The 23,591-nt window shown below is 64.2% G+C and carries 20 protein-coding genes and 1 pseudogene; 12 read left to right on the plus strand and 9 right to left on the minus strand.

Going from position 1 to position 23,591, the window contains the following annotated elements; all coding sequences use genetic code 11:
* Positions 1-54: 54 nt before the first annotated feature.
* The 3 genes from AC1RBA_RS24790 to rsmB all read right to left on the minus strand — a co-directional run bounded on the left by AC1RBA_RS24790 (position 55) and on the right by rsmB (position 4,377).
* Complete coding sequence (locus AC1RBA_RS24790; RefSeq protein WP_070222758.1) at positions 55-2,352, minus strand: sensor histidine kinase; 2,298 nt, start codon at positions 2,350-2,352, stop codon at positions 55-57.
* Complete coding sequence (locus AC1RBA_RS24795; RefSeq protein ID WP_226939765.1) at positions 2,352-2,858, minus strand: DUF4390 domain-containing protein; 507 nt, start codon at positions 2,856-2,858, stop codon at positions 2,352-2,354. The genes AC1RBA_RS24790 and AC1RBA_RS24795 overlap by 1 nt, the downstream gene beginning before the upstream one ends.
* A 97-nt stretch (positions 2,859-2,955) precedes the next feature.
* On the minus strand, positions 2,956-4,377 hold the full coding sequence (gene rsmB, locus AC1RBA_RS24800; protein ID WP_070289970.1) for a 16S rRNA (cytosine(967)-C(5))-methyltransferase RsmB: 1,422 nt from the start codon (positions 4,375-4,377) through the stop codon (positions 2,956-2,958).
* 375 nt (positions 4,378-4,752) lie between these two features.
* On the opposite strand from rsmB, the gene argS reads away from it, so the two are divergent.
* From argS to AC1RBA_RS24835, 7 genes are read left to right on the plus strand one after another with little or no spacing between them, the layout of a single operon-like run.
* A complete protein-coding gene (argS, locus tag AC1RBA_RS24805; RefSeq protein WP_070311051.1) occupies positions 4,753-6,462 on the plus strand; it encodes an arginine--tRNA ligase in 1,710 nt (569 codons plus the stop codon).
* Between the two features lie 20 nt (positions 6,463-6,482).
* Positions 6,483-7,199, plus strand: coding sequence for an SPOR domain-containing protein (locus AC1RBA_RS24810; protein ID WP_492420059.1), 717 nt, complete (start codon positions 6,483-6,485; stop codon positions 7,197-7,199).
* A gap of 9 nt (positions 7,200-7,208) precedes the next feature.
* Positions 7,209-7,880, plus strand: a complete 672-nt coding sequence (locus tag AC1RBA_RS24815) for a thiol:disulfide interchange protein DsbA/DsbL (RefSeq protein WP_492420060.1) — start codon at positions 7,209-7,211, stop codon at positions 7,878-7,880.
* 37 nt (positions 7,881-7,917) lie between these two features.
* Entirely contained in the window at positions 7,918-8,679 is a 762-nt protein-coding gene (locus tag AC1RBA_RS24820; protein ID WP_492420061.1) for an SDR family oxidoreductase, read from the plus strand.
* A 10-nt stretch (positions 8,680-8,689) separates the two neighbouring features.
* On the plus strand, positions 8,690-9,493 hold the full coding sequence (locus AC1RBA_RS24825; RefSeq protein WP_070222772.1) for a biotin--[acetyl-CoA-carboxylase] ligase: 804 nt from the start codon (positions 8,690-8,692) through the stop codon (positions 9,491-9,493).
* A 4-nt stretch (positions 9,494-9,497) separates the two neighbouring features.
* Positions 9,498-10,256 carry a type III pantothenate kinase gene (locus AC1RBA_RS24830; RefSeq protein WP_492420062.1) on the plus strand — a complete coding sequence of 253 codons (759 nt, stop codon included), beginning with the start codon at positions 9,498-9,500 and terminating at the stop codon, positions 10,254-10,256.
* The gene (locus AC1RBA_RS24835) at positions 10,250-10,939 is read left to right on the plus strand and encodes an SPOR domain-containing protein (protein WP_492420063.1); all 690 of its coding nucleotides are present in this window, start codon (positions 10,250-10,252) and stop codon (positions 10,937-10,939) included. Before AC1RBA_RS24830 ends, AC1RBA_RS24835 begins: the two co-directional genes overlap by 7 nt.
* A 160-nt stretch (positions 10,940-11,099) precedes the next feature.
* On the opposite strand, the gene AC1RBA_RS24840 is transcribed toward AC1RBA_RS24835, so the two are convergent.
* The 6 genes from AC1RBA_RS24840 to AC1RBA_RS24865 all read right to left on the minus strand — a co-directional run bounded on the left by AC1RBA_RS24840 (position 11,100) and on the right by AC1RBA_RS24865 (position 17,981).
* On the minus strand, positions 11,100-12,152 hold the full coding sequence (locus tag AC1RBA_RS24840) for a septal ring lytic transglycosylase RlpA family protein (RefSeq protein WP_492420064.1): 1,053 nt from the start codon (positions 12,150-12,152) through the stop codon (positions 11,100-11,102).
* Entirely contained in the window at positions 12,152-13,267 is a 1,116-nt protein-coding gene (rodA, locus tag AC1RBA_RS24845) for a rod shape-determining protein RodA (RefSeq protein ID WP_070222781.1), read from the minus strand. Before rodA ends, AC1RBA_RS24840 begins: the two co-directional genes overlap by 1 nt.
* Positions 13,268-13,275: 8 nt before the next feature.
* Positions 13,276-15,246 carry a penicillin-binding protein 2 gene (mrdA, locus tag AC1RBA_RS24850; protein WP_230506391.1) on the minus strand — a complete coding sequence of 657 codons (1,971 nt, stop codon included), beginning with the start codon at positions 15,244-15,246 and terminating at the stop codon, positions 13,276-13,278.
* A 12-nt stretch (positions 15,247-15,258) separates the two neighbouring features.
* Positions 15,259-15,771, minus strand: coding sequence for a rod shape-determining protein MreD (gene mreD / locus AC1RBA_RS24855; protein ID WP_035824494.1), 513 nt, complete (start codon positions 15,769-15,771; stop codon positions 15,259-15,261).
* Positions 15,768-16,829: a rod shape-determining protein MreC gene (mreC, locus tag AC1RBA_RS24860; RefSeq protein WP_070222785.1), complete on the minus strand. Its 1,062-nt coding sequence runs from the start codon at positions 16,827-16,829 to the stop codon at positions 15,768-15,770. The genes mreD and mreC overlap by 4 nt, the downstream gene beginning before the upstream one ends.
* A 108-nt stretch (positions 16,830-16,937) precedes the next feature.
* A complete protein-coding gene (locus tag AC1RBA_RS24865; protein WP_010393186.1) occupies positions 16,938-17,981 on the minus strand; it encodes a rod shape-determining protein in 1,044 nt (347 codons plus the stop codon).
* 351 nt (positions 17,982-18,332) lie between these two features.
* Between AC1RBA_RS24865 and gatC the strand changes: the two genes are divergently transcribed.
* The 5 genes and pseudogenes from gatC (at position 18,333) to AC1RBA_RS24890 (ending at position 23,511) form a co-directional block, all read left to right on the plus strand.
* A complete protein-coding gene (gene gatC / locus AC1RBA_RS24870; RefSeq protein ID WP_070222787.1) occupies positions 18,333-18,635 on the plus strand; it encodes an Asp-tRNA(Asn)/Glu-tRNA(Gln) amidotransferase subunit GatC in 303 nt (100 codons plus the stop codon).
* Between the two features lie 53 nt (positions 18,636-18,688).
* Positions 18,689-20,173, plus strand: coding sequence for an Asp-tRNA(Asn)/Glu-tRNA(Gln) amidotransferase subunit GatA (gene gatA / locus AC1RBA_RS24875; RefSeq protein WP_070289956.1), 1,485 nt, complete (start codon positions 18,689-18,691; stop codon positions 20,171-20,173).
* Between the two features lie 56 nt (positions 20,174-20,229).
* Positions 20,230-21,693, plus strand: a pseudogene (gatB, locus tag AC1RBA_RS24880) (Asp-tRNA(Asn)/Glu-tRNA(Gln) amidotransferase subunit GatB); the annotation flags it as partial.
* 190 nt (positions 21,694-21,883) lie between these two features.
* A complete protein-coding gene (locus AC1RBA_RS24885) occupies positions 21,884-22,267 on the plus strand; it encodes a BlaI/MecI/CopY family transcriptional regulator (RefSeq protein WP_070222793.1) in 384 nt (127 codons plus the stop codon).
* The gene (locus AC1RBA_RS24890; RefSeq protein ID WP_070289951.1) at positions 22,264-23,511 is read left to right on the plus strand and encodes a M56 family metallopeptidase; all 1,248 of its coding nucleotides are present in this window, start codon (positions 22,264-22,266) and stop codon (positions 23,509-23,511) included. Before AC1RBA_RS24885 ends, AC1RBA_RS24890 begins: the two co-directional genes overlap by 4 nt.
* Positions 23,512-23,591: the final 80 nt, after the last annotated feature.

The following is a 23,591-nucleotide window of genomic DNA, read 5'->3' on the forward strand; positions in this document are numbered from 1 at the left end:
GTACACGGCGGACAACTATGATTTTATTAGTGTTTTAAATACTAAACCAGACCCTCACGCCAGGAATTCCTGGGCAGGAGTGTCGGGAGCTAACTTTAACAGCAAAATGACCACCGAAGCGCCATTGCCGTCGACCCGGTTCTCGATATCGATGCGTCCGCCGTGTTCATCGATAATTTTCTTGACCATCGCCAGGCCCAATCCCGTGCCGCGGGCTTTCGAGGTCACATACGGCTCGAAGGCGCGCGCCAGGATTTTTGGCGCAAAACCGGGACCGTTGTCGGTGATGGCCAGCCGCACGGCGATATTCACGCCGCCGTCCGCACTGCGATAATGAATTGCTTCCGTCCTTACGTCAATCCGCGGATGCGGCGAATCCGGCGGCAGGTCGGCCATGGCGTCCTGCGCGTTCTGCAGCAGGTTATGGATCACCTGGCGCAACTGGGTCGGATCGCCCATCACCATCGGCAGATTCGGCGCCAGCAGCGGGTGGATGATGTCGCCATCGTCGCCGCGCAGATACAGGTTCAGTATCTCTTCGATCAGCTCGTTCAGGCGCAGGGGCACGAGCACGGCCGGCGGCGTGCGCGCATAGTCGCGGAAGTCGTCGACCATGCGCTTCATCGCATCGACCTGCTTGACGATGGTGGTGGTGGCGCGGCTGAGCAGGTCTGCATCGGGTTGCTCCAGCTTGCCTTCGAGCTTCATCTGCAGGCGCTCGGCCGACAGCTGGATCGGCGTGAGCGGATTCTTGATTTCATGCGCCAGGCGGCGCGCCACCTCGCCCCAGGCGATCGAGCGCTGCGCGGAAATGACGTCGGAAATATCATCGAACACGACGATGTAGCCGCTGCCGGACTCCAGCGGCAAGCGCGAGCCGCGCGCCAGCAAGGTGATGTCATGCTCGTCGGCACTGCTGCCCAGACGGCGCGGAATCTCGATCTGGCGCTGCCAATGCAGGCGCTGCTGGTTGCGGCCCGACGCCGATTGCGCGCTTTGCGCCGTGAAGGCGCTGATGATGGCGCCGCCAAATTCTTCCATTCCAGCAATCTGCGCCAGCGGCTGGCCCACCATGCTCATCCCGGAATGCTGGAGGATGCGCTCGACCGATTCATTGCAGGTCACCAGTTTAAAGTCGCCATCGAGCACCATCACGCCGGCCGACATATTCGCCAGTACCGATTCCAGGTGGGCCTTGGCGTTTTGCAGCGCGGCGCGGTTGCTTTCCACGGCCGTGCGCGCATCGAGCAGCTGGCGCGTCATGATGTTGAACGATTGCGTCAAGGTACCCAATTCATCCTTGGTGGCGACGATGGGGCGCGGCGACAGGTCGCCCTCGGCCACGGCGCGCGTGCCCTCGGCCAGCAGCAGCAGGGGCTGGGCCAGGTTGCCCGCGATCAGGAAAGCACTGCCGATGGCGCCAAAGATAGCCAGCAGCAAGGTCAAGGTGAGGATTTCCATGTACATCTTGCGCAGTCCCACGCGCGCGACGAAACGTTCCTTGTATTCGCTGTAGGCGGCGCGCAGCACCTCGCCATTCGTCGCCAGCTTGGGCGGCACCGATTGCAGCAGTTGCAGGTAGCGGGGCGAGACGGACGGTCCCGGCACGGCCACCAGCACGCGCAGGCGCAGGCTGGCCGCCGTTTCCAGCGACGCCGGCAAGCCCGAGCGGAAACCGCCGCCGCCCGACTCCGTGCCGTCGTCGTGCAATTCCAGTCCCCCTTCCGCGGAGGCATAGCCGGCCGGCAAGGCTGCCTGCACCAGCATGGCCGGCGTCGGCAAGTCGGCCGCGCTGTGCGGCCCGGCGCTGGCCAGCAGCACGCCGTCGCCGCTGACGAGCATGGCATTTTGCATGCCCTCTTCGCGCAGGAGGCTGGTCAGCACGGCCGGGCCGGCCACCGGGTCGGCGCCCATTTCTTCGACGGCCTTGTGGCCCCGGTGATCGAGCTCGACCAGGGCCGCATCGAGGCCGGCACGGCCCAGCTCAATCCCCGATTCCAGCGCCGCTTCGATCTTGACGTTGAACCAGGATTCGATCGAGTGGGAGACAAATTGCACAGAGACAAGGAAAATCACCAGGCCCGGCAGGATGCCGACGGCGGCGAACAGCATCACCAGGCGCGTCATCAGCTTGGAGCCGAACTTGCCGCTCTTGTAGCGCGCGTACAGGCGCCCCAGGGAAATGCCCACCAGCGCCAGCAGGGACACGGCCACGGCCGCGTTCAGGCCCAGCAGCCAGGTGTAGTAACGGTCGAAAAAGCCGGAATTATCGGAAGCCGATGCCAGCAGGAACAGCAGGATACTGACTATGCCGCCGCCCACCACCAGCAGATAGCGCAATGCTTGACTCACTACTCCGCCGTATACAAGAAGGTTTTTTTATTCGAAGCCAGGCGCCAGTCGCTGTTATTGAAGGCATTGACCTGTATCGGCTTGGGCAGGTAATCGCGGTCCATGCCCATGCGCAAGGTGACGTTATACGTCTGCCCCACTTTCAGCTCGCCGCGCCGCGCCACCAGCCAGCGGCTGGGACGGCGGATCAGGAACAGCGCATCGTCGAGCGTGGGAAAGCTTTGCTGCAAGCCGCCGCCCGACACATGGTACTGGCGTGTGAGCACGTTGTACGACAGCTTGCTGGTCTGGCGCGCCACGATGGCTTTTTCATCGAACCAGTACCAGCGGGGCCGGGTCAGTTCGATTTCCGTCGTGAAATACAGCGGCACGCCATGCTGCACGGCATCGTCGAGGTCATGATTGAGCTCGAAGGAATACGTGGCGGCCAGCTTGTAGCCCTCTTCGCTGGCCTCGATGTAGGCACGGGTGATCTCGACCATATCGGCGGCATGCGCGCGTGGCATGGTACATGCCAGCATCAGCAGCAGGGCCAGGAGTCGGAAGAGTCGTGTTGTCACAAGTGTGCCGGTAGTGTCCGTGAGAAAAGGTTCGACGAATCGCTCAAGCCGCATTTTTTTGGAATAGCGCATAGAACAAACCGTCGTGGTCCTGCTCCGCGCTGCCAGTCGGCAACAGCTGGCCAGGCGCTGTCAATCGGGTCGCATTATTGCGCACCGCAAATGCCGCCGCCTGTGCCTCGGACTCTTGCGGCCACAACGAACATGTCACGAACAGCAATTTACCATCGGGGCGCAGCATCTGCCACAGGTTGTCCAGAATTTTGGATGAAAGTGTTGCAAGTTGGAACGCGTCGCCCTTGCGGCGCAACCAGCGGATATCGGGATGGCGGCGCACGATGCCCGAGGCCGTGCACGGCACATCGGCCAGGATGCGGTCGTACTGCTGGCCGTCCCACCATGCGCTCGATTGCGCGTCCTGCGCCTTCAAGGTCGCGTCCAGGCCCAGGCGCTCGAGGTTTTCCGCGATGCGCGGCAGGCGCTTGGCGTCCGCATCGATGGCCGTCACGTGCACGTCGGCCAGTTCCAGGATATGGCACGTCTTGCCGCCCGGCGCCGCACAGGCATCGAGCACGCGCATGCCGTCCTGCAAATCCAGCAGCGGCGCGGCCAGTTGCGCGCCAGCATCCTGCACGGAGACGACACCTTGCTCGAAGCCGGGGATCAGCGCCACGCCGATCGGCTTGTCCAGTCGCACGGCGAACGGTCCCACCTGGCGCGCGGCGATACCCGCTTCCTGCAACACGGCCAGGTAGGCTTCGACCGTGCTCTTGCGGCGGTTCACGCGCAAGGTCAATGGCGGCACGGCATTGCCGGCCGTCAAAATGGCTTGCCAGTCGCGCGGGTAAGCCAGGCGCAGCGAATCGATCCACCACTGCGGATAATTCCATTGCGCCAAAGGTTGCTGCAAGGCCGCTTCCAGCAAGGACTTGCGCTCGCGCAAGAAGCGGCGCAAGACGGCGTTGACCATGCCCTTGGCGTGCGCCAGGTCAGGGTGCGAGGTGGCCACCGTGACAGCCTGGTCGACCACCGTGAATTCTTCGTACGGCTGCTCGCCCGGCTCGGCCGACATCAAGGACAGCGCGCAGCACAGCAGGGCTGCGAGCATCGGCGGCTCCGGCGCCTTCGACGTCATCAGTCCGACCAGCGTTTCGCTGCGGCCCAGCTGACGCATGGTGCGGTAGGAAATATCCTGGATGGCGCCGCGCGCCTGCGGGCTGGCGTTCGATTGCGCAAACACCTTGGCCAGCGCCTGCGGCAGGGCCGTGCCCGTGCGCACTTGCGCCACGGCATTGGCCGCGCCCAGCAGGCAAAACGCCAGCGAGTCGGCGCGCAAATCGGGTTGGAAGCCTGGCTGCAAGACCGGTTTCAGGTCGGGATGGTAGCTGGGACGCAATTTCGGTGCGGCAGGCGCCTGGCCTGGCGCCGGCTTGGTTTTCAATTTCAGCGTGGGGCGCTTGTTCATAGTTATCCGGTGTGGCTGCGCGCGGCGGGCTGCATGGAGGCAAAGTCGCGGCCGCGCGTCATCAATAAAGGGTCGATTGTAGCGTTTGTGGCGTCCTCTGACCCAAGCGATTGCAGCGATACATGTAAATTGCGGCAAAAAACTGCATATATACAAGCAGAATGCGCCATGCTGATGTTTTCGCGCACCAACATGGGCATGCTGTCCTGATAATATCGTGAAACGCGCCAGCACGGGGACACTGCCGGCTAGCGTATTGTTCCCGGCAGCAAACCAGTATAATTAACGCAGTCTGGGCGGCGATGTCATGGCCGTCCGTTTTGCTTTTCGATTCATTCTATTCATTCTTAACGCGGTTCCACCGCCATCCTGCTCATGCTCGCCCAACAGAAACAAGAAATCATCGCCCTGTTCCAGGCCGCCCTCGCTCCCGTCCTGGCCGGCACTTCGCTTGAGCCTACCGTGGTGCTCGAGCGACCACGCGATGCATCGCATGGCGACGTCGCCTGCAATATCGCCATGCAACTGGCCAAGCAGCTGAAACAGAACCCGCGCGAACTGGCGCAAACCATCGTGACGGCCGTGCTGGCCAACCCGGCCGGCAAGGGCCTGGTCGAAGCAGTGGAAATCGCCGGTCCCGGCTTCATCAACGTGCGCGTCTCCGCCGCCGCCAAGCAGGCCGTCATCAAGACCATCCTGGGCGAAAGCGATCGCTATGGCCGCAGCACGGCAGGCGCCGGCAAGCAAGTCATCCTGGAATTCGTCTCGGCCAACCCGACCGGTCCGCTGCACGTGGGCCATGGCCGCCAGGCGGCCCTGGGCGACGCCCTGTCCTCGCTGTTCGACGCGCAAGGCTACCAGGTGACGCGCGAGTTCTATTACAACGACGCGGGCGTGCAGATCCAGACCCTGGCCAACTCCGTGCAGGCGCGCGCGCGCGGCTTCAAGCCCGGCGACGCCGAATGGCCCGAGTCCGCCTACAACGGCGACTACATCGCCGACATCGCCAGCGACTTCAAGGCCGGCAAGACGGTTGCGGCCAGCGACGGCTTGCCAGCGACGGCCAACGGCAATGTGGAAGACATCGATTCGATCCGCCCGTTCGCCGTCACCTACCTGCGCAACGAGCAGGACATCGACTTGCAGGCGTTTGGCGTGAAGTTCGACAATTACTACCTGGAATCGTCGCTGTACGCGGACGGCAAGGTCAACAGCGCGGTGGAAACCTTGATCAAGGCGGGCCACACCTACGAGCAGGATGGCGCGCTGTGGCTGCGCACGACCGACTTCGGCGATGACAAGGACAGGGTCATGCGCAAGACGGACGGCACCTACACGTATTTCGTGCCCGACGTCGCGTATCACCTGGTGAAATGGCAGCGAGGCTTCGTGCAGGCCATCAATATCCAGGGCAGCGACCACCACGGCACCATCGCGCGCGTGCGCGCCGGCCTGCAGGCCGTCGACATGGGCATCCCGCAAGGCTACCCCGACTACGTGCTGCACAAGATGGTCACCGTCATGAAGGACGGCGAAGAAGTCAAGATTTCGAAACGCGCCGGCTCCTACGTGACCGTGCGCGACCTGATCGAATGGTCGGGCGGCGGCGACATCGCCAAAGGCCGCGACGCCGTGCGCTTCTTCCTGATCTCGCGCAAGGCCGACACGGAATTCGTCTTCGACGTCGACGTGGCCCTGAAAACCACCGATGAAAACCCCGTCTATTACGTGCAGTACGCGCATGCGCGCATCTGCCGCATCCTGGAAAACTGGGGCGGCGATGAAAGCACGGTTGCCGGCGTGGACTTGTCCCCGCTGACGGCGCCGACCGAAGCGACCCTGCTGGCGACTCTGGCCGCCTACCCGGAAATGCTGGCGCGCGCACAAGCCGAACTGGGACCGCACCAGGTCGCCTTCTACCTGCGCGAGCTGGCCGCCAACCTGCACAGCTTCTACTTCGCCGAAAAAGTGCTGGTCGAGGACGACGCCGTCAAGATGGCCCGCCTGGCCCTCGTCGTCGCCGCGCGCCAGGTGCTGCGCAACGGCCTGGCACTGATCGGCGTGTCCGCGCCAAACAAAATGTAATCGCGAAGGTCAAACCGTCAATGAATCATGCTTCCCGCTTCTCTTCGACCCGGCGCCAGCAGGGCAATACCCTGGTCGGCATCATCATCGGCCTGGTCATCGGCCTGGGCATCGCCGTGGTGGTCGCCCTGGTGATCACCAAGGGCGCCTCGCCCTTCACCGACAAATCGGGCAAGGCCGGCAAGTCGGCCGAACCGACGGCCGGCCAGATCGCCGACCCGAACAAGCCGATGTACGGCAACAAGGAAGCGGCCAAGGAAGCGGCGCGCGACTTCTCCAAGGAGCCGCGCGAGATCGTCACGCCGACGCAGCCAGCCGCACCGGCGCCGGCGCCCGCACCCGCGCAGCAGCCGAAGGCACCGCCGCCGGACGCGCTGCAGGAATTGATCGGTACCTTGAAGGACAAGCCGGCGCCGAAAACGCCGGCGGCCGCACCAGCGGCGCCAGCACCGCAAGCCAAGGCAGACGTGAAGGAAACCAAGGCCGATGCAGCCAGCGACAAATGGATTTATTATCTGCAGGCCGGCGCCTTCCATGACATGTCGGACGCCGAAAGCACGCGCGGCAAACTGGCGCTGCTCGGTTTCGAAGCGGCCATCAGCGACCGCAGCACCGACGCCGGCGTGCTGCACCGGGTACGCATCGGGCCGTTCAACCAGCTCGAAGCGATGAACCGCGCGCGCACCAAACTGTCTGAAAACGGCATCGATGTCGCCGTCGTCCGCAACCAAAAATAAGGAACCAGCATGCGTTTTCTGAAGAAAATCCTGTTCGCCGCCGCCCTCTGCACCATCGCCCTGGGCGCGTCCGCCTCGCCGGCCGAGCCGAAGAACGGCGTCGAGTACGAAACCCTGCCCGCGCCGCAGGCGACGGAGTCGGGCAAGAAAATCGAAGTGACGGAATTCTTCGCCTATTACTGCCCGCACTGCAACGTGCTCGAACCGCAGCTGGCGGCGTGGGTCAAGAAACAGGGCGACAATATCGTCTTCAAGCGCGTGCACGTGTCGCGCGACGAGAGCGTGGCGCCGCAGCAGCGGCTGTTCTTCACCCTACAAGCCATGGGCCTGGTCGACAAGCTGCACACCGGCGTCTTCCACGCCATGCACGTGGAACGCAACCGCCTGAACACCGACGACGCCGTCTTCGACTTCGTCGCCAAGCAGGGCGTGGACCGCCAGAAATTCATCGACACCTACCGTTCGATGGGCGTCTCGGCCCGCGTGCGCCGCGCGGACGCCATGATGCAGGGCTATAACGTGACGTTCTGGCCCATGATCGCCATCGACGGCCGCTACATCACCTCGCCTTCGCAAGCCGATCAGGGCAGCAAGTCGGCCAAGAACGAAGAGCAGCTGAACGGCCAGGCGCTCACCGTGATGGACGTGCTGGTCGCGAAAGCCAAAGCGGAAAAGAAATAAGCATGGCCACTTCCCTGGCGCGCCCGGGCATCGCCTGATGCATCGCGTTTTCATCACGGGCGCGTCGAGCGGACTGGGTGCCGCCCTGGCGCTGCAGTACGCGCGCCAGGGCGCCCAACTGGGCTTGCTGGCCCGCCGCGGCGACGCGCTGCAGCAACTGATCGCTTCCCTGCCCCACCCTGAACGCCACCGCGCCTACGCCGTCGACGTGTGCGACCACGCCGCCCTGAAAGGCGCAGCACAGGACTTCATCGCCCACGCCGGCGGCATCGACGTCGTCATCGCCAGCGCCGGCGTGTCCTACGGCACCCTGAGCGAACACGCGGAAGACCTCGACGCCTTCGCGCGCCTCATCGCCATCAACGTCACGGCCACCGTCGCCACCTTCGCGCCTTTTATCGCCGCCATGAAGAACCAGGGCCGCGGACGCCTGGTGGGCATCGGCAGCGTGGCCGGCATCCGCGGCCTGCCCGGCGCCGAAGCTTACAGTGCCTCGAAGGCGGCCGTCATCAGCTACTGCGAATCGCTGCGCCTGGAATTGAAACCGGCGGGCATCAAGGTCGTCACCATCACGCCCGGCTACATCGACACGCCGATGACGCGCCACAACGCCTACCGCATGCCCTTCCTGATGCCGGCCGAAAAATTCGCCGTGCGCGCCGCGCGCGCCATCGCCGACGGCGACAGCTACCGCGTGATCCCGTGGCAGATGGGCGTCGTCGCCAAGCTGCTGCGCGCGCTGCCCAATGCCGTCTACGACCGCGCCTTCGCGAATGCGCCGCACAAGGCGCGCAACTGAACTGACCAACATGACGAAGCACTCAGACTTGAACAGCGCGGCCATCGCCGCCCATTGCGCCACCGGCGCCTCGCACGTTGCCATCGAAGTGGTCGATGAAACGGGATCGACCAACGCCGACCTGCTGGCGCGCTGCGCCAGCCTGGCCGGCCCCACCCTGCGCATCGCCGGCCAGCAGACGGCCGGACGGGGGCGCGCCGGACGGCCGTGGGTGTCGCAGGCGGACGCCAGCCTGATGTTCTCGCTGGCCTGGCGCTTCAAGGGGCCGCTGCACCAGCTGGTCGGCCTGCCGCTGGCCGTCGGCGTGGCGCTGGCCGAAAGCATGACGGCGCTGGGCGTGCCGGTGCAACTGAAATGGCCGAACGACCTGCTCAAGGATGGCCACAAACTGGCCGGCATCCTCGTCGAAACGCAACAGGCACAGGGCGACGATAGCGGCGGCGTGTGGGCCGTCATCGGCTGCGGCATCAATCTCTTGATGCCCGATGCGCTGGAACGGCAGATCGGGCGCAGCGTCTCGGCCGTGCCCTGGCTGGCGCAGATGGAGCGCAACACCCTGGTGGCGGCGCTGCTGAGCCGCCTGGCCGGCGTGCTGGCCGAATTCGACGACACCGGCTTTGCGCCGTTTGCGGAACGCTGGAACCTGCTGCACGCCTGGCAGGGCCAGCACGTGAAAATCCTCGACAACGGCCAGCTGCTGCAGCAAGGCGTGGCGGCCGGCGTCGATCAGCTGGGCCGTTTGCTGCTGCGCACCGACGGCGGCCTGCAGGAAGTCATGTCGGGCGACGTGTCCTTGCGCCTGGCCGGGGAGTGAGCGCATGCTGCTGCTGATCGACGCCGGCAATACGCGCATCAAATGGGCGCTCGTGGCCGCCGACAGTGCCGCCGGCGGCTGGCTGGCCAGCGGCGCCGTCGCGCATGCGCAGATCGACACCCTGGCGGCGCACTGGGCACCACTGGCCATCAGCAAAGCGCTGCTGTCGAACGTGGCGGGCGCCGTCATCGGCACGCGCCTGCGCGCCATGTTGCCGGTCGTGCCGCGTGACTTTGTCTCGCTGCCGCAGCTGGCCGGACTGACGAACGGCTACCGCGCGCCGTCGCAACTGGGCTGCGACCGCTTTGCCGCCGCCATCGGCGCGCACGCGCTGGCGCCTGGCCAGGCCGTCATCGTCGCCAATTGCGGCACCGCCACCACCATCGACGCCATCACGGCCGACGGCGTTTTCCTCGGCGGGATGATCTTGCCGGGACTGGGACTGATGGCCAGTTCGCTGGCGCGCAATACGGCGCAGCTGCCACACATCGCCAGCGATGCCATGCTGCCCGCCGGCTTTGCCGACAACACGGACGACGCCATCCTCTCCGGCTGCCTGGCGGCGCAGGCGGGCGCCATCGAACGGGCCGTGCGCATGCACGGCGCCAGCGCCTGCCTGTTGTCGGGCGGCGCCGCACCGCGCATCGCACCAGCCCTGGCGCTGGCGGTGCCGCTGCACCTGGTCGACAATATCGTTATGATCGGCCTGCAGGCGGCCGCGCGCGCCGGGGCCGCAGGAACACAAGGAAACCACGTATGCTGAAATTCGTCTTCTGGCTGCTGGCCGGCGTCAACCTGCTGGTGCTGGCCATCGGCCAGGGTTATCTGGGCAGTTTTCGCAGCGAGACGCGCGAGCCGGCGCGCCTGAAAAACCAGCTGCAGGCGGGCAAGCTCACCTTGCTGACCCAGGAGCAGGCGACCGCACCGGCCGTGGCCACAGCGCCTGCGCCGGTCGCCGCAGAAACCACGGCGCCGCCGCCATCGTATGCGTGCACGGAGGTGGGCAATTTCCTGCTGGCCGATGGCCGCCGCTTCGAAGCGCAAGTGGCCGCGCTGAGCCTGGGCGACCGCCAGTCGCGCCGCAATGTCGCCGGCCAGGACATTTCCAGCTACATGGTGTACATCCCGCCGCAGGGCAGCAAGGAAGGCGCCGACCGCAAGGCCGGCGAATTGAAGCAGCTGGGCGTGACGAATTACTTCATCATGAACGAAAACAGCCCACTGCGCTGGGGCATTTCACTGGGCGTATTCAAGTCGGAAACGAGCGCGCAAAGTCAGCTGGCATCGCTCAACAAACAGGGCGTGCACAGCGCCCGCGTCGCGCCGCGCTACAGCGCCAGCAAGCAATTTGCCTACCAGTTCCGCGACCTCGACGCCGCCACGCGCGCGCGGCTGGCCGAGATCACGAAGCAGTTCGACGAGCAGGAACTGCGCTCCTGTAAATAAGCGCCGGACCAAACCTACTGCGCGTCCGGCATAGGCAACCTGCGATGCTCACTGTGCTTCAGCCAGGTAGGTCGGATTAGCGCTTGCGCGTAATCCGACAACGCCAGCGACGCCAACCATGGTGTCGGATTACGCGCTTGCACGCTAATCCGACCTACGCTCATCTCTCAATGACGATCGGTTTGACACCCGCCGACGCCGGCAGGCTGGCCGCCGCGCGCGCCGCATCGGTGCGGCTCGTGAACGGTCCGCCGTACAGGCGGAACAACGGGCCGGCCGGCACCACATCAAGATTGCCCAGCGTTTGCGCATACGGCGCCAGTTGCGCGCGGCCCGCTTCCGCATTGTCCGCACGCGAATAGGCGCCCAGCTGCAGGTAGAAGCCGGTGGCCAGCGCCGCTGGCGCGGGCGCGGCCACGGTGGCATCGACCGCTGACAGCGCGGTGATTTCAGGCTGCACCACGGCGCGCATTTCCGGTTCGCTGTCGGCCGGCGTATCGATGGAAATGGCCACCACCGACGGCACCGGCTTGGGCGCCGCGCGGGCCGCCAGGATGGCATCGATATCGGCCGGCAGCAGGCGTTCGACGACCACCTGGTGGCTGCCCTTGCCGAGGAAGCCCAGTTTCAGCGCCGCCGTGTAGGACACGTCGATCACGCGCGTGGCGTGGAACGGGCCGCGGTCATTGATGCGCACGATCACCTGCTCGCCGCTGTCGATGCTCGTCACGCGCGCATACGATGGAATCGGCAAGGTCGGATGGGCCGCCGTCATCTTGTACATATCGTAGATTTCGCCCGACGAGGTGCGCTGGCCATGGAATTTCTTGCCATACCAGGTGCCCGTGCCCTTCTGCTTGAACGGCTCGTTGTCGGTGATCGGCGTGTACGTCTTGCCGAAGACGACATACGGGCGGTTCGAGCGCGTCGAATACGGCTCGTTGCGCACTTCCGCATCGGGCACGTCGCGCAGGTTGGCAGGCGGATTGTCGCCCGGACCGTCATCCTTGTAGTAGCCGCCGCGCCCGGAGCCGGCCGCCGGCAAGACCGGCAAGGTGGGATCCTGGCGCACGGGCACCTTGACCTTGCCGCCCGACGGCAGCGGCACGTTGTTCGATGCGGGCTTGTGCGGCGCGGTGCCGCAGGCGGCCAGGGTCAGCAAGGCGACAAGGCTCAGCCCGCGCATGGCGAAGGTATCGATAGGCGCCCGCATCAGGTCTGCACCAGCTTGCGGTGGCGCTGAATGCTCATCAGGATGCCGGTGGCCACGCCCAGGGTCAGCAGCGCGGTGCCGCCATAGCTGAGGAATGGAAGGGGAACGCCGACCACCGGCACGATGCCGCTGACCATGCCCATGTTGACAAACGCATACGTAAAGAAAATCATAGTTATCGCTCCTGCCAGCAGGCGAGTGAAAAAACTGGGGGCGTTGGCGGCGATCATCATGCCCCGTCCCACCAGCAGTAAATACATCAGCATCAGAATCAGATTACCGACCAGGCCGAACTCCTCCGAATACACGGCGAAGATGAAGTCGGTGGTGCGCTCCGGAACGAATTCCAGGTGAGCCTGCGTGCCGTGCGTCCAGCCCTTGCCCGTCATGCCGCCGGAACCGATGGCGATGATGGACTGGATGATATGGAAGCCCTTGCCCAGCGGGTCCTTGGTCGGGTCGATCAGCATCATCACGCGGTCGCGCTGGTAATCATGCAGGTGCGACCAGGCGATCGGCAGGCAGGAAACAAAGGTGATCAGCAAGCCGGCCAGCACCTTCCACGACAGGCCGGCCAGGAAGATGACGGTAAAGCCGGCCGCCACCACCAGCAGCGCCGTGCCCAGGTCGGGCTGGCGCGCGATCAGGTAGACGGGCACCAGCAGCAGCACGGCCGCCATCAGGAACGATTTCCAGCGCAGGGCGCCCGCATTATGCTGGAAGAACCAGGCCAGCATCAGCGGCGTGGCGATCTTCAGGAATTCGGACGGCTGGATGTCGATCACGCCGATATGCAGCCAGCGCCGCGCACCGAGCTTGATGGTGCCGAACAGCGCCACGGCCACCAGCAAGATCACCGATACCGTGTACGCCGGCACGGCGATGCGCATCATCATCTGCGGCGTGACGTTGGCCGCCACCCACATGACGAAAAAGCACAGCATGATGTTGCGCAGATGGTCCTCGATCTTGCCGGGGATGCCGATGCTGGCCGAATACAGGGTCAGCAGGCTGGTGCACAGCAGCATCAGGATGATGATCATCAGCGGCGGATCGAACACCGCCAGGTAGGGTTTGGCGCGCCGCCACAGCGAGCGCCTCTCGTTAATGGGCATGTGCTTCCTTATTGCCTGGCAGGCGGCGCCGGGGCGGCCTGCTCGTCGGTGATTTCTTCCAGGGTACGCACTTCGTCGACATCTTCCTTGGGCACCTTGGTGGTGTCCTTTTCCTTGTCGCTCGGGCGCTTGCCCAGCAGGTAGTAGTCGAGCGCCTTGCGCGCGATCGGCGCGGCCACGCCGGCGCCGAAGCCCGCGTTTTCCACCACGATGGCGATCGCGATGCGCGGCTTGTCGGCCGGCGCGAAGGCCGTAAACAGGGCGTTGTCGCGCAGGCGCTCGGCCAGGAGCTTGGCATTGTACTTCTCGTTTTTCTTGATGCCTACCACCTGCGCCGTGCCCGTCTTGCCGCCCACCGTGTACTGCACGCCGGTGAAGATGCGCGCGGCCGTGCCGCCCTGCTCGCTGGTCACGCCCACCATGGCGCGCTTGATGATGTCGATGTTTTCCTGCTTGAGCGCGATGCGGTAGCTTTCCTTCGGTACCGTCAGGGTGCGCGCACGCGTGCTCGCGTCTTCGATGATCTTCACCAGATGCGGCTTCATCACCACGCCGTTATTGGCCAGGTTGGCCGTCGCGTGGGCGATCTGCAGCGGCGTGTAGGAGTTGTAGCCGGAGCCGTTACTCACCGAAATCGTGTCGCCGCCCACCCATTTTTTCTGCTGCGGCGTCTTGAAGCGGTTGCGCTTCCACTCCGTCGACGGCAGCACGCCCGTCTTTTCATTATTCAGGTCGATGCCGGTCAGCTGGCCGAAACCGAACGGCTTCATGAAGTCGTGGATGGCGTCGATGCCCATGTCACGGCCCAGCTGATAGTAATAGGTGTTGCACGAGACGACGATGGACTTGTGCATGTCCACCGTGCCATGGCCGCCCACCTTGTCGTCGCGGAAGGTGTGGCCGCCGAGGATGAAGAAGCCGGGATCGGAAATCGACTGGCTCGGCGTGCGCTTGCCCAGTTCCAGCGCGGCCAGCGCCATGAAGGGCTTGAAGGTCGAACCGGGCGCGTAGGTACCGGACAGGGGACGGTTGACCATCGGCCGGTCCAGCGAGGTATTGAGTTCGTTCCAGCTTTGCTGGTCGATGCCGTCGACGAACAGGTTGGGGTCATAGCCTGGCTTGGAGACGTAGGCCAGGATGTCGCCCGTGGCCGGGTCGATGGCCACGGCCGCGCCGCGCCATTCGCCGAACGCTTCCTCTACCACCTTCTGCAGTTCGATGTCGATCGACAGGATCAGGTTGTTGCCGGGGGTGGCCGCCGTGCGCGACAGGGTGCGCATGGCGCGCCCGCCGGCCGACACTTCCACTTCTTCGTAGCCGGTGGTGCCATGCAGCTGCTTTTCGTAGCTTTTTTCCAGGCCTTCCTTGCCGATATGGTCGGTGCCGTTGTAGTTGGCCGCGTCCTCGCCCTCTTCCAGCGCCTTGGCTTCATTGCGGTTGATGCGGCCGATGAAGCCCACCACGTGCGAAGCCACCTCGCCCATCGGATACTGGCGGAACAGGCGCGCCTGCACTTCCACGCCGGGGAAGCGGAAACGCTGCGCCGTGAAGCGCGCCACTTCCTCGTCCGTCAGGCGCGTGCGCAGCGGCACGCTGACGAAGTTCTTCGATTCTTCCAGCAGCTTCTTGAAGCGGCGGCGGTCCTTGATATCGATCTGCACCAGGGTCGACAGCTCGTCAATCACCGAATCGAGGCTGGCGCTCAATTTCGACGGCGTGATTTCCAGCGTGTAGGCCGAGTAATTGCGCGCCAATACCACGCCGTTGCGGTCGAGGATCAGGCCGCGCGTGGGCACGATGGGCACCACGGCGATGCGGTTGTCCTCAGCCTTGGTCGCGTAGTCCTCGTGCTTGATCACCTGCAGCCAGATGAAGCGCGCCAGCAGCAGCGAAAAGCAGACGAAGACGAGTGCGCCCAGGATGGTCAGGCGCATGCGGAAAAAATGCAGTTCGCGCTCGGTATTTTTCAGTTCGGTCATGGCAGGCGCCCGTCAGATCGGCCGGTTATGGTCGCGGTCCACGGCGCGGCGCTGCGGCGCCAGCAGGATCCACGTCACGAAAGGCCAGAGGGCGACGGCGACGAAGCTCTCGATGAAATTGAGCCAGCCGGGGAAACGGCCCGAGACGATCAGCCGCGTCAGCAATTGCAGCGCCTGCGTCAGCAGCAGCAGCGGCAGCACGTGCAGCGCCTGCGTCAGGATGGGGAACCACAGCACGCGCCGGTGCATCATGATGGCGAAATACGACAGCAAGGTATACGCCAAGGCATTCTCGCCCAGCAGGGTCGAATCGTGCACGTCCATCATCAGGCCCATGAAGAACGCGACGCCGATGCCGACCTTGCGCGGCTGGTGGATGCCCCAGAAGACCAGCACCAGCGCGACGAAATCGGGCACGCCGACAAACTGGCCCCATGGCAGCAGATTCAGCAAAAAAGCGCACAGCAGGGAAAAACCGATGAATAGGGGGCTGACCGGCAGCAGGATGTAATGCGGGCGGTTCATCGTGTCGCTTCCTTCGGTGGCACGGCGGCAGGTGCTGGCGTTGTTACAGGCGTTGCGGCAGGTCCTGCCGGCGCCGCCGGTTTCGGCGCGGCGCTGGCGGGCGGCTTCGCGGCGGGGGCTGTCGCGGCGGCGGCAGGCTCCTTGGCCGGGTCCTTGATCGGCGCCATCTTGCCGGCGATCTTGCGGCCCGTCTTGACATCTTCGGCGGGCGGGCGCGGCGGAATATCGGGCGACGTCATCAGGATGAGCAGCTGGGTGTTGCGTTCGATGCCGGCCAGCGGCTGGCACACGACGCGGCCGAACGGGCCATGCGCATTGCGCTCGACCAGGGTCACGCGCGCTACGGCCAGGCCGGCCGGGTACAGGCCGTCGAGGCCCGAGGTGATGACGATGTCGCCGATCTGGATGTCGGCGCTGGGGGCCGTGAAGCGCAGCTCCATGGTGCCCGACTTGCCGCGGCCGATGGCCACGCTGCGCACGCCGTTGCGCAGCAGCTGCACGGGAATGGCCTGCTCTTCATCGGTCAAGAGCGTTACTTCGGAGGTGAACGGGAACACGCGCGTGACCTGCCCCACCACGCCCAGGTTGTCGATCACGGGGCGGCCCAGTTCCACGCCATTCTGGATGCCGCGATCGAGCACGATCTTGCGCGAGGCCGAATCGCGCGTGTCGTACAGCACTTCGGCCATCATGGTCTTGACGGGCACGCGCTCGCGCGCTTCCATCAGCTTGCGCAGGTGGTTGTTTTCAACGATGTTGAGCTGCGCCTGCTGCAGGATCTGCGCCGAGGCGATCTGTTCGTGCTTCAGGTCGCGCACCTGTTTTTCCAGGGCCGACAGCGAAGAAAAGTAATTGCCGACGCCCAGCGCCACGTCGCGCGGCACCAGGGCCGCCATCTGCACCGGATACAGCACGGTGCCGACCGCCTGACGCACGGCCGTCAGCGCGTGCATGCGCGAATCGACCAGCAGCAGGGCGATAGAAATGCCGGCGAACACCATCATCTTGACGCGGGCGGAGGCGCCTTGTTTGAAAAGTGGCGGAGGACTGTATTCCATGACTTCCAATAATCAGGCCAGGCGCAGTGCGCCAACGTGCAGGCCCCGGTCAGACGCCGGCGCCAAAACCAAAAAAAGGCCGGAATGGTTTCCGGCCCTTCTGTCAGATTATTCGTAGGAGAAGATCGAGCCGAGCTTGTCCATACGTTCCAGTGCCATCCCGGAACCGCGCACCACGCAGGTGAGCGGGTCCTCGGCCACCAGCACCGGCAGGCCGGTTTCCTCCATCAGCAGGCGGTCCAGGTCGCGCAGCAGCGCGCCGCCACCCGTCAGCATCATGCCTTTTTCGGCGATGTCGGCGCCCAGTTCCGGCGGCGTCTGTTCCAGCGCGTTTTTCACGGCCGAGACGATGTTGTTCAGCGGGTCGGTCAGCGCTTCGAGGATCTCGTTGCTGGAAATGGTGAACGAACGCGGAATGCCTTCGGACAGGTTGCGGCCCTTGACTTCCATTTCCTTCACTTCCGAACCAGGGAAAGCCGAACCGATGGCCTTCTTGATGGCTTCGGCCGTCTGTTCGCCGATCAGCATGCCGTAGTTGCGGCGGATGTAGTTGACGATGGCTTCATCGAACTTGTCGCCGCCCACGCGCACGGAACCCTTGTAGACCATGCCGCCGAGCGAGATGATGCCCACTTCCGTCGTGCCGCCGCCGATGTCGACCACCATCGAGCCGGTCGCTTCCGACACGGGCAAGCCCGCGCCGATGGCCGCTGCCATCGGTTCCTCGATCAGGTACACCTGCGAGGCGCCGGCGCCCAGAGCCGATTCACGGATCGCGCGGCGTTCGACCTGGGTCGAACCGCACGGCACGCAAATGATGATGCGCGGCGATGGACGGAAGAATTTCGAGTCATGCACCATGCGGATGAATTGCTTGAGCATTTGTTCGGTCACGGTGAAGTCGGCGATCACGCCATCTTTCATCGGACGAATCGCTTCGATATTGCCCGGCACTTTGCCCAGCATCTGCTTGGCTTCCTTGCCGACTGCCTGAATGGTCTTCTTGCCATTCGGACCGCCTTCCTGGCGGATGGCGACGACGGATGGCTCGTCCAGGACGATACCGAGGCCGCGTACATAAATAAGGGTGTTGGCCGTGCCCAAGTCAATGGCCAGATCGGTGGAGATATACCTGCGTAAAAAACCAAACATGAGTGTCCTGTAGCGCATCGAGCTGCGCAAAAGCTGTTTATGGGGAGTTTCAAAGCGGGCGCTTTCAGGCACCCTGAAAATCCGTGGAGGCGATTTTTTCGGGTTTCGCTTGGCGCTTGCGCAATCTTTTCTATGCTGCGGCAGCGGTCCATCAGCGCCGGCAACGCATTAACCCGCCATTCTACCTTATAATTTGAATGCGATTTGCTCAAAAACCATGGAAAAGTGCGACTCTTGCAGCCGCGAGTTACGCGGCATTCCTCGATTTTTGTGAGCAAAATAGCAGTAAATACCCGCGTTTTATCAAAACGCCAACTTAATACTAATGCGCGGCACTCCGCGCCATTCGCCATGTCCCTGACACTCTCCGACGTAAAACGCATCGCCCACCTGGCCCAACTTGAAATGGCCGACGACCAGGCCGTCACGTCTTTGGCCCAATTGAACAAGATTTTCGCACTGGCAGAACAAATGCAAGCCGTCAATACCGATGGCGTGGCGCCCCTGAGCCACCCGCTGGCCGCCCACATGGACAATATCGCCCTGCGCCTGCGCGAAGACGTCGCCACGGAACAGAATCGCCGCGACGCCTACCAGGCCGTGGCGCCGAAGGTACAGGATGGCCTGTACCTGGTGCCCAAGGTTATCGAATAAACACGCCGTTGCGCCGTTCCCGCCTTCTTGCCGAATATCACAATAGAAACGCCATGCATACAAAATCCATCAAACAGCTGTCCACGCTTTTGCAGAACAAGGAAATTTCCGCCGTTGCACTGGCGACGCATTTCCTCGACCGCATCGAAGCGGACAACTCGAACGCCTTCCTGCACGTCGACCGTGCCCTGACCCTGGCGCAAGCTGCCGACGCCGACGCGCGTATCGCCGCCGGCACGGCCACGCCATTGACGGGCGTGCCGATCGCGCACAAGGACTTGTTCGTCACGAAAGGCTGGCGTACGACGGCCGGCTCGAAAATGCTGGCCAACTACGCCAGCCCGTTTGACGCCACCGTGGTGGAAAAATTCCAGGCGGCCGGCATGGTCACTTTGGGCAAGGTCAACTGCGATGAATTCGCCATGGGTTCCGGCAACGAGAACTCGGCCTTCGGCGCCGTGCAGAACCCGTGGGATAAAACAGCCGTGCCGGGCGGCTCGTCCGGCGGCTCGGCCGCCGCCGTCGCGGCCGGCCTCACGCCAGCGGCTACCGGCACCGATACGGGCGGCTCGATCCGCCAGCCGGCCGCCTTCTGCGGCATCACCGGCATCAAGCCGACCTATGGCCGCGTCTCGCGCTTCGGCATGATCGCCTTTGCCTCGTCGCTGGACCAGGGCGGCCCGATGGCCCGCTCGGCCGAAGACTGCGCCCTGCTGCTCACCGCCATGGCCGGCTTCGACGAACGCGACTCGACCAGCCTGTCGCCGGAACAGGGCGGCGTGGCGGAAGATTTTTCACGTGAACTGGGCCAGCCGTTGACGGGCTTGCGCATCGGCGTGCCGCGCGAGTACTTCGGCGAGGGCCTGGCCAAGGACGTGGAAGCGGCCGTGCGCGGCGCGCTGGCGCAGTATGAAAAGCTGGGCGCCACCCTGGTCGACATCTCGCTGCCGAATACGGCCCTGTCGATTCCCGCCTATTACATGATCGCCCCGGCCGAAGCATCGTCGAACCTGTCGCGCTACGACGGCGTGCGCTACGGCCACCGCGCCGCCGAGTACAAGGACTTGCAGGACATGTACAAGAAGTCGCGCGCCCAGGGCTTCGGTCCGGAAGTGCAGCGCCGCATCATGGTCGGCACCTACGTGCTGTGCCATGGCTACTACGACGCCTACTATCTGAAGGCGCAAAAGATCCGCCGCCTGATCGCGCAGGATTTCGACGCCGTCCTGAATGGCCCGAACGCCGTCTGCGACGTCATCATGGGCCCCGTCGCGCCGACCGTCGCCTGGGACCTGGGCGACAAGACGGACGACCCGGTGGCGAACTACCTGGCCGACATCTACACCCTGTCGACCAGCCTGGCCGGCCTGCCCGGCATGTCAATCCCTTGCGGCTTCGGCGCAGGAGAGAAGAATGGCAAGCGCCCCGTCGGCCTGCAAATCATCGGCAATTATTTTGGCGAAGCCAAACTGCTGAACGTGGCCCACCAGTTCCAGCAAGTGACGGACTGGCATACGCGCAGCCCTGACGGCATTTAAGAAAATTAAGAAAAAATTCGCGCCGCCCAGGCGGCGCCACCAAATTAAGCGAGAACACTATGCAATGGGAAGTCGTCATCGGTCTTGAGAACCACGTGCAGCTCACGACCGAATCCAAAATTTTCAGCGGTTCGCCGATCAAGTACGGCGCCGAAGCCAACACGCAGGCCAGCCCCGTCGACCTGGCGCTGCCCGGCGTGCTGCCGGTGATGAACAAGCAGGCCGTCGACCGCGCGATCCGCTTCGGCCTGGCCGTGGGCGCCACCGTCGCGCCGCACTCGGTCTTCGCGCGCAAGAACTATTTTTATCCCGATTCGCCCAAGGGCTACCAGATCAGCCAGTTCGAAGACCCTGTCGTCATCGGCGGCGCACTGACCTTCGGCTACGAAAAGGATGGCGAATTCGTCACCAAGACGGTGAACCTGACGCGCGCCCACCTGGAAGAAGACGCCGGGAAGTCCTTGCATGAAGACTATGCCGGCATGAGCGGCATCGACTTGAACCGCGCCGGCACGCCGCTGCTGGAAATCGTCTCGGAACCGGAAATCCGCAGCGCCGCCGAAGCCGTGGCCTACGCCAAGGCCCTGCACTCGCTGGTCATGTGGCTGGGCGTTTGCGACGGCAACATGCAAGAAGGCTCGTTCCGCTGCGACGTCAACGTTTCCGTGCGTCCCGTCGGCCAGAAGGAATTCGGCACGCGCTGCGAGATCAAGAACCTGAACTCCTTCCGCTTCATCGAGGAAGCCGTGCACGTCGAAGTGCGCCGCCAGATCGAACTGATCGAAGACGGCGGCAAGGTCGTGCAAGCGACGCGTTTGTACGACCCGGACCGCAAGGAAACGCGCGAAATGCGCAGCAAGGAAGACGCGCAGGATTACCGCTACTTCCCGGACCCTGACCTGCCGCCGCTGGTCATCTCGCAAGCGTGGATCGACACGGTCAAGGCCTCGATGCCGGAACTGCCGGCCGCCATGCGCGCCCGCTTCATCAGCGAATACGCACTGCCGGACTACGATGCGCTGGTGCTGACGCAATCGAAAGCCATGGCGACCTACTTCGTCGCCGTGGTCGAGAAGGCCGGCAAGGAAAACGCCAAGGCCGCCGCCAACTGGCTGATGGGCGACGTCTCGTCGACCCTGAACCGCGAAGGCGTGGACCTGGACGACGCGCCCGTCTCCGCCGCGCAGCTGGCCGCCATGCTCAAGCGCATCGCCGACGGCACGATCTCGAACAAGGCGGCAAAGGAAGTCTTCGCCGGCATGTGGGAAGCGAAGTCAAACGACGAGCACCTGGTCGACGCCATCATCGACGCCAAGGGCTTGAAGCAGATCTCGGATTCGGGCGCACTGGAGGCCATCGTCGATGAAGTACTGGCGGCCAACGCCAAGTCGGTGGAGCAGTACCGCGCCGGCAAGGAAGCGGCGATCAACGCGCTGATCGGCCAGGCCATGAAGGCATCCAAAGGCAAGGCCAACCCGGCCCAGCTGACGGAACTGCTGAAGGCCAAGCTGGCTGGATAATTTTCACTCGCCCCAAAAAAAGACGCTGCGGCGTCTTTTTTTTTGCCTGTCTGGTCTCCTTATAAACAAGCTTGTCTACGTTTTATGTCATGTCTGACAGGCGTTTATACGCTACTGAAAATTAAAGTATACATTTTTGTCTACAAGGTTTAATCTAGCCATATTGAATTTCAGGCAAGAGGAAGACCGCATGACCAAGACGCACGACATCCCGAAACCGACGGCAGCCGAGCTCGATCTGCTGCAGGCGCTGTGGCCGCTGGGTGCGGCCACGGCCAAGCAGGTGCACGAGGCGATGGCGCTGGCCAAGCCGGCCATCACCTATGGCACCGTGCTGCGCCTGATGCAGATCATGCACGGCAAGGGCTTGCTGATCCGCGACGAAAGCCAGCGCTCGCACGTGTATGCGCCAGCGCAGGCGCAGGACAGCCTGCAGACGAATCTGCTGAAGGAATTGATGCAGAAGGCCTTTGCCGGTTCGGCCAAGGCGCTGGTGCTGGCGGCGCTGCGCACGGGCGTGTCGCGCGCCGAACGCGAGGAAATCGAAAAAATGCTCAAGGACGATCAGTCATGAGCGGCTTCGTGCCGGCGCTGGGCTGGACCCTGCTGCACTTCCTGTGGCAAGGGCTGCTGATCGGCTGCGCCACGGCGCTGGCGTGGGCGGCCCTGCGCAATGCGCGTCCCGAGGCGCGCTACGCCGTCGGTTGCGGCGCCCTGCTGGCCTGCCTGGCGTGGCCGGCGGCGGGCTTGTATCTGCGCCTGGCCGGGGCCGATGCCACGGGCGCGCTGTACTCCAGCGCCTTGCTGCCCGCCGCGCTGCTGGCGCCCGACAGCCTGCCCGACCTGGACCTGCTGCTGCGCGCCGTCGTCGGCGTGTGGGCCCTGTGCGCCGCCGTGCTGGCCGTGCGCATGGCGCTGGGCATGCTGTGGATAGAGCGCAGCGCCAGGAACACGGGCACCACGCATGGACAACTGCAGACAAGGCTGTCGCGCATGGCGCACGATGCCGGCGTGGCGCGGCCGGTGCGGCTGCGCGTGCTCGACAACATCGCCAGTCCGCTCACGGCCGGCATCTGGCGCCCCATGGTGCTGGTGCCCGCGGCGCTGCTCACCGGCATGCCGCCGCACCTGCTCGATGCGCTGCTGGCGCATGAACTGGCGCACATCCGGCGCCACGATTATCTGATCAACCTGCTGCAAAACGCCATCGAGGCGCTGCTGTTCTTCCACCCCGCCGTCTGGTGGATTTCACGCAGCGTGCGCCTCGAACGCGAACATATTGCAGATGATTTCGCAGCAAGACAACTGGGCGAACCGCGGCGTCTGGCTCTTGCACTCTCGGAACTGGAACGTCTCCAGTTCTCAACCCACCACCTGGCCCAGGCGGCCAACGGAGGAGATCTTATGTCACGTATCAAACGATTGCTGCGCCCCGCACCACAAGCCCTGAACTGGAAGGCGGCCGTGCCGCTGCTGGCATTGGCCGGCGCCTGCCTCGGCATCTACGGCCAGGCCGTCGCCGCCGACAGCGCACCCGTGCTGGAGCGCCGCCCCGTCATCGACTTTGGCGTGTGCGGCAAACCGGTCTACCCGCCCGCATCGCTGCAGGCGAAGGAAACGGGCACGGTCAACCTGTCCTTTGATGTCGACGCCACCGGCAAGGTCCAAGGGTCAAGCGTGGTCAAGAGCAGCGGCCATCCTGCCCTCGACGAGGCGGCGCGCACTGGCATTGCCAAGTGCACGTTCAAGCCGGCCCTCGCTGGCGGCAAGCCGGTCAGCGCCAGCGTCAAGGTGCAATACGTCTGGAGCCTGAACTAAGATCCTATCCCAGTAGATGAATACATCTCTTGCAAGCGCCCCTCAGAAGCGGGGAGTCGTCGCGTGGCTCGCCACGCGTC

Source organism: Janthinobacterium sp. GW823-FHT03B06, from assembly GCF_058796955.1.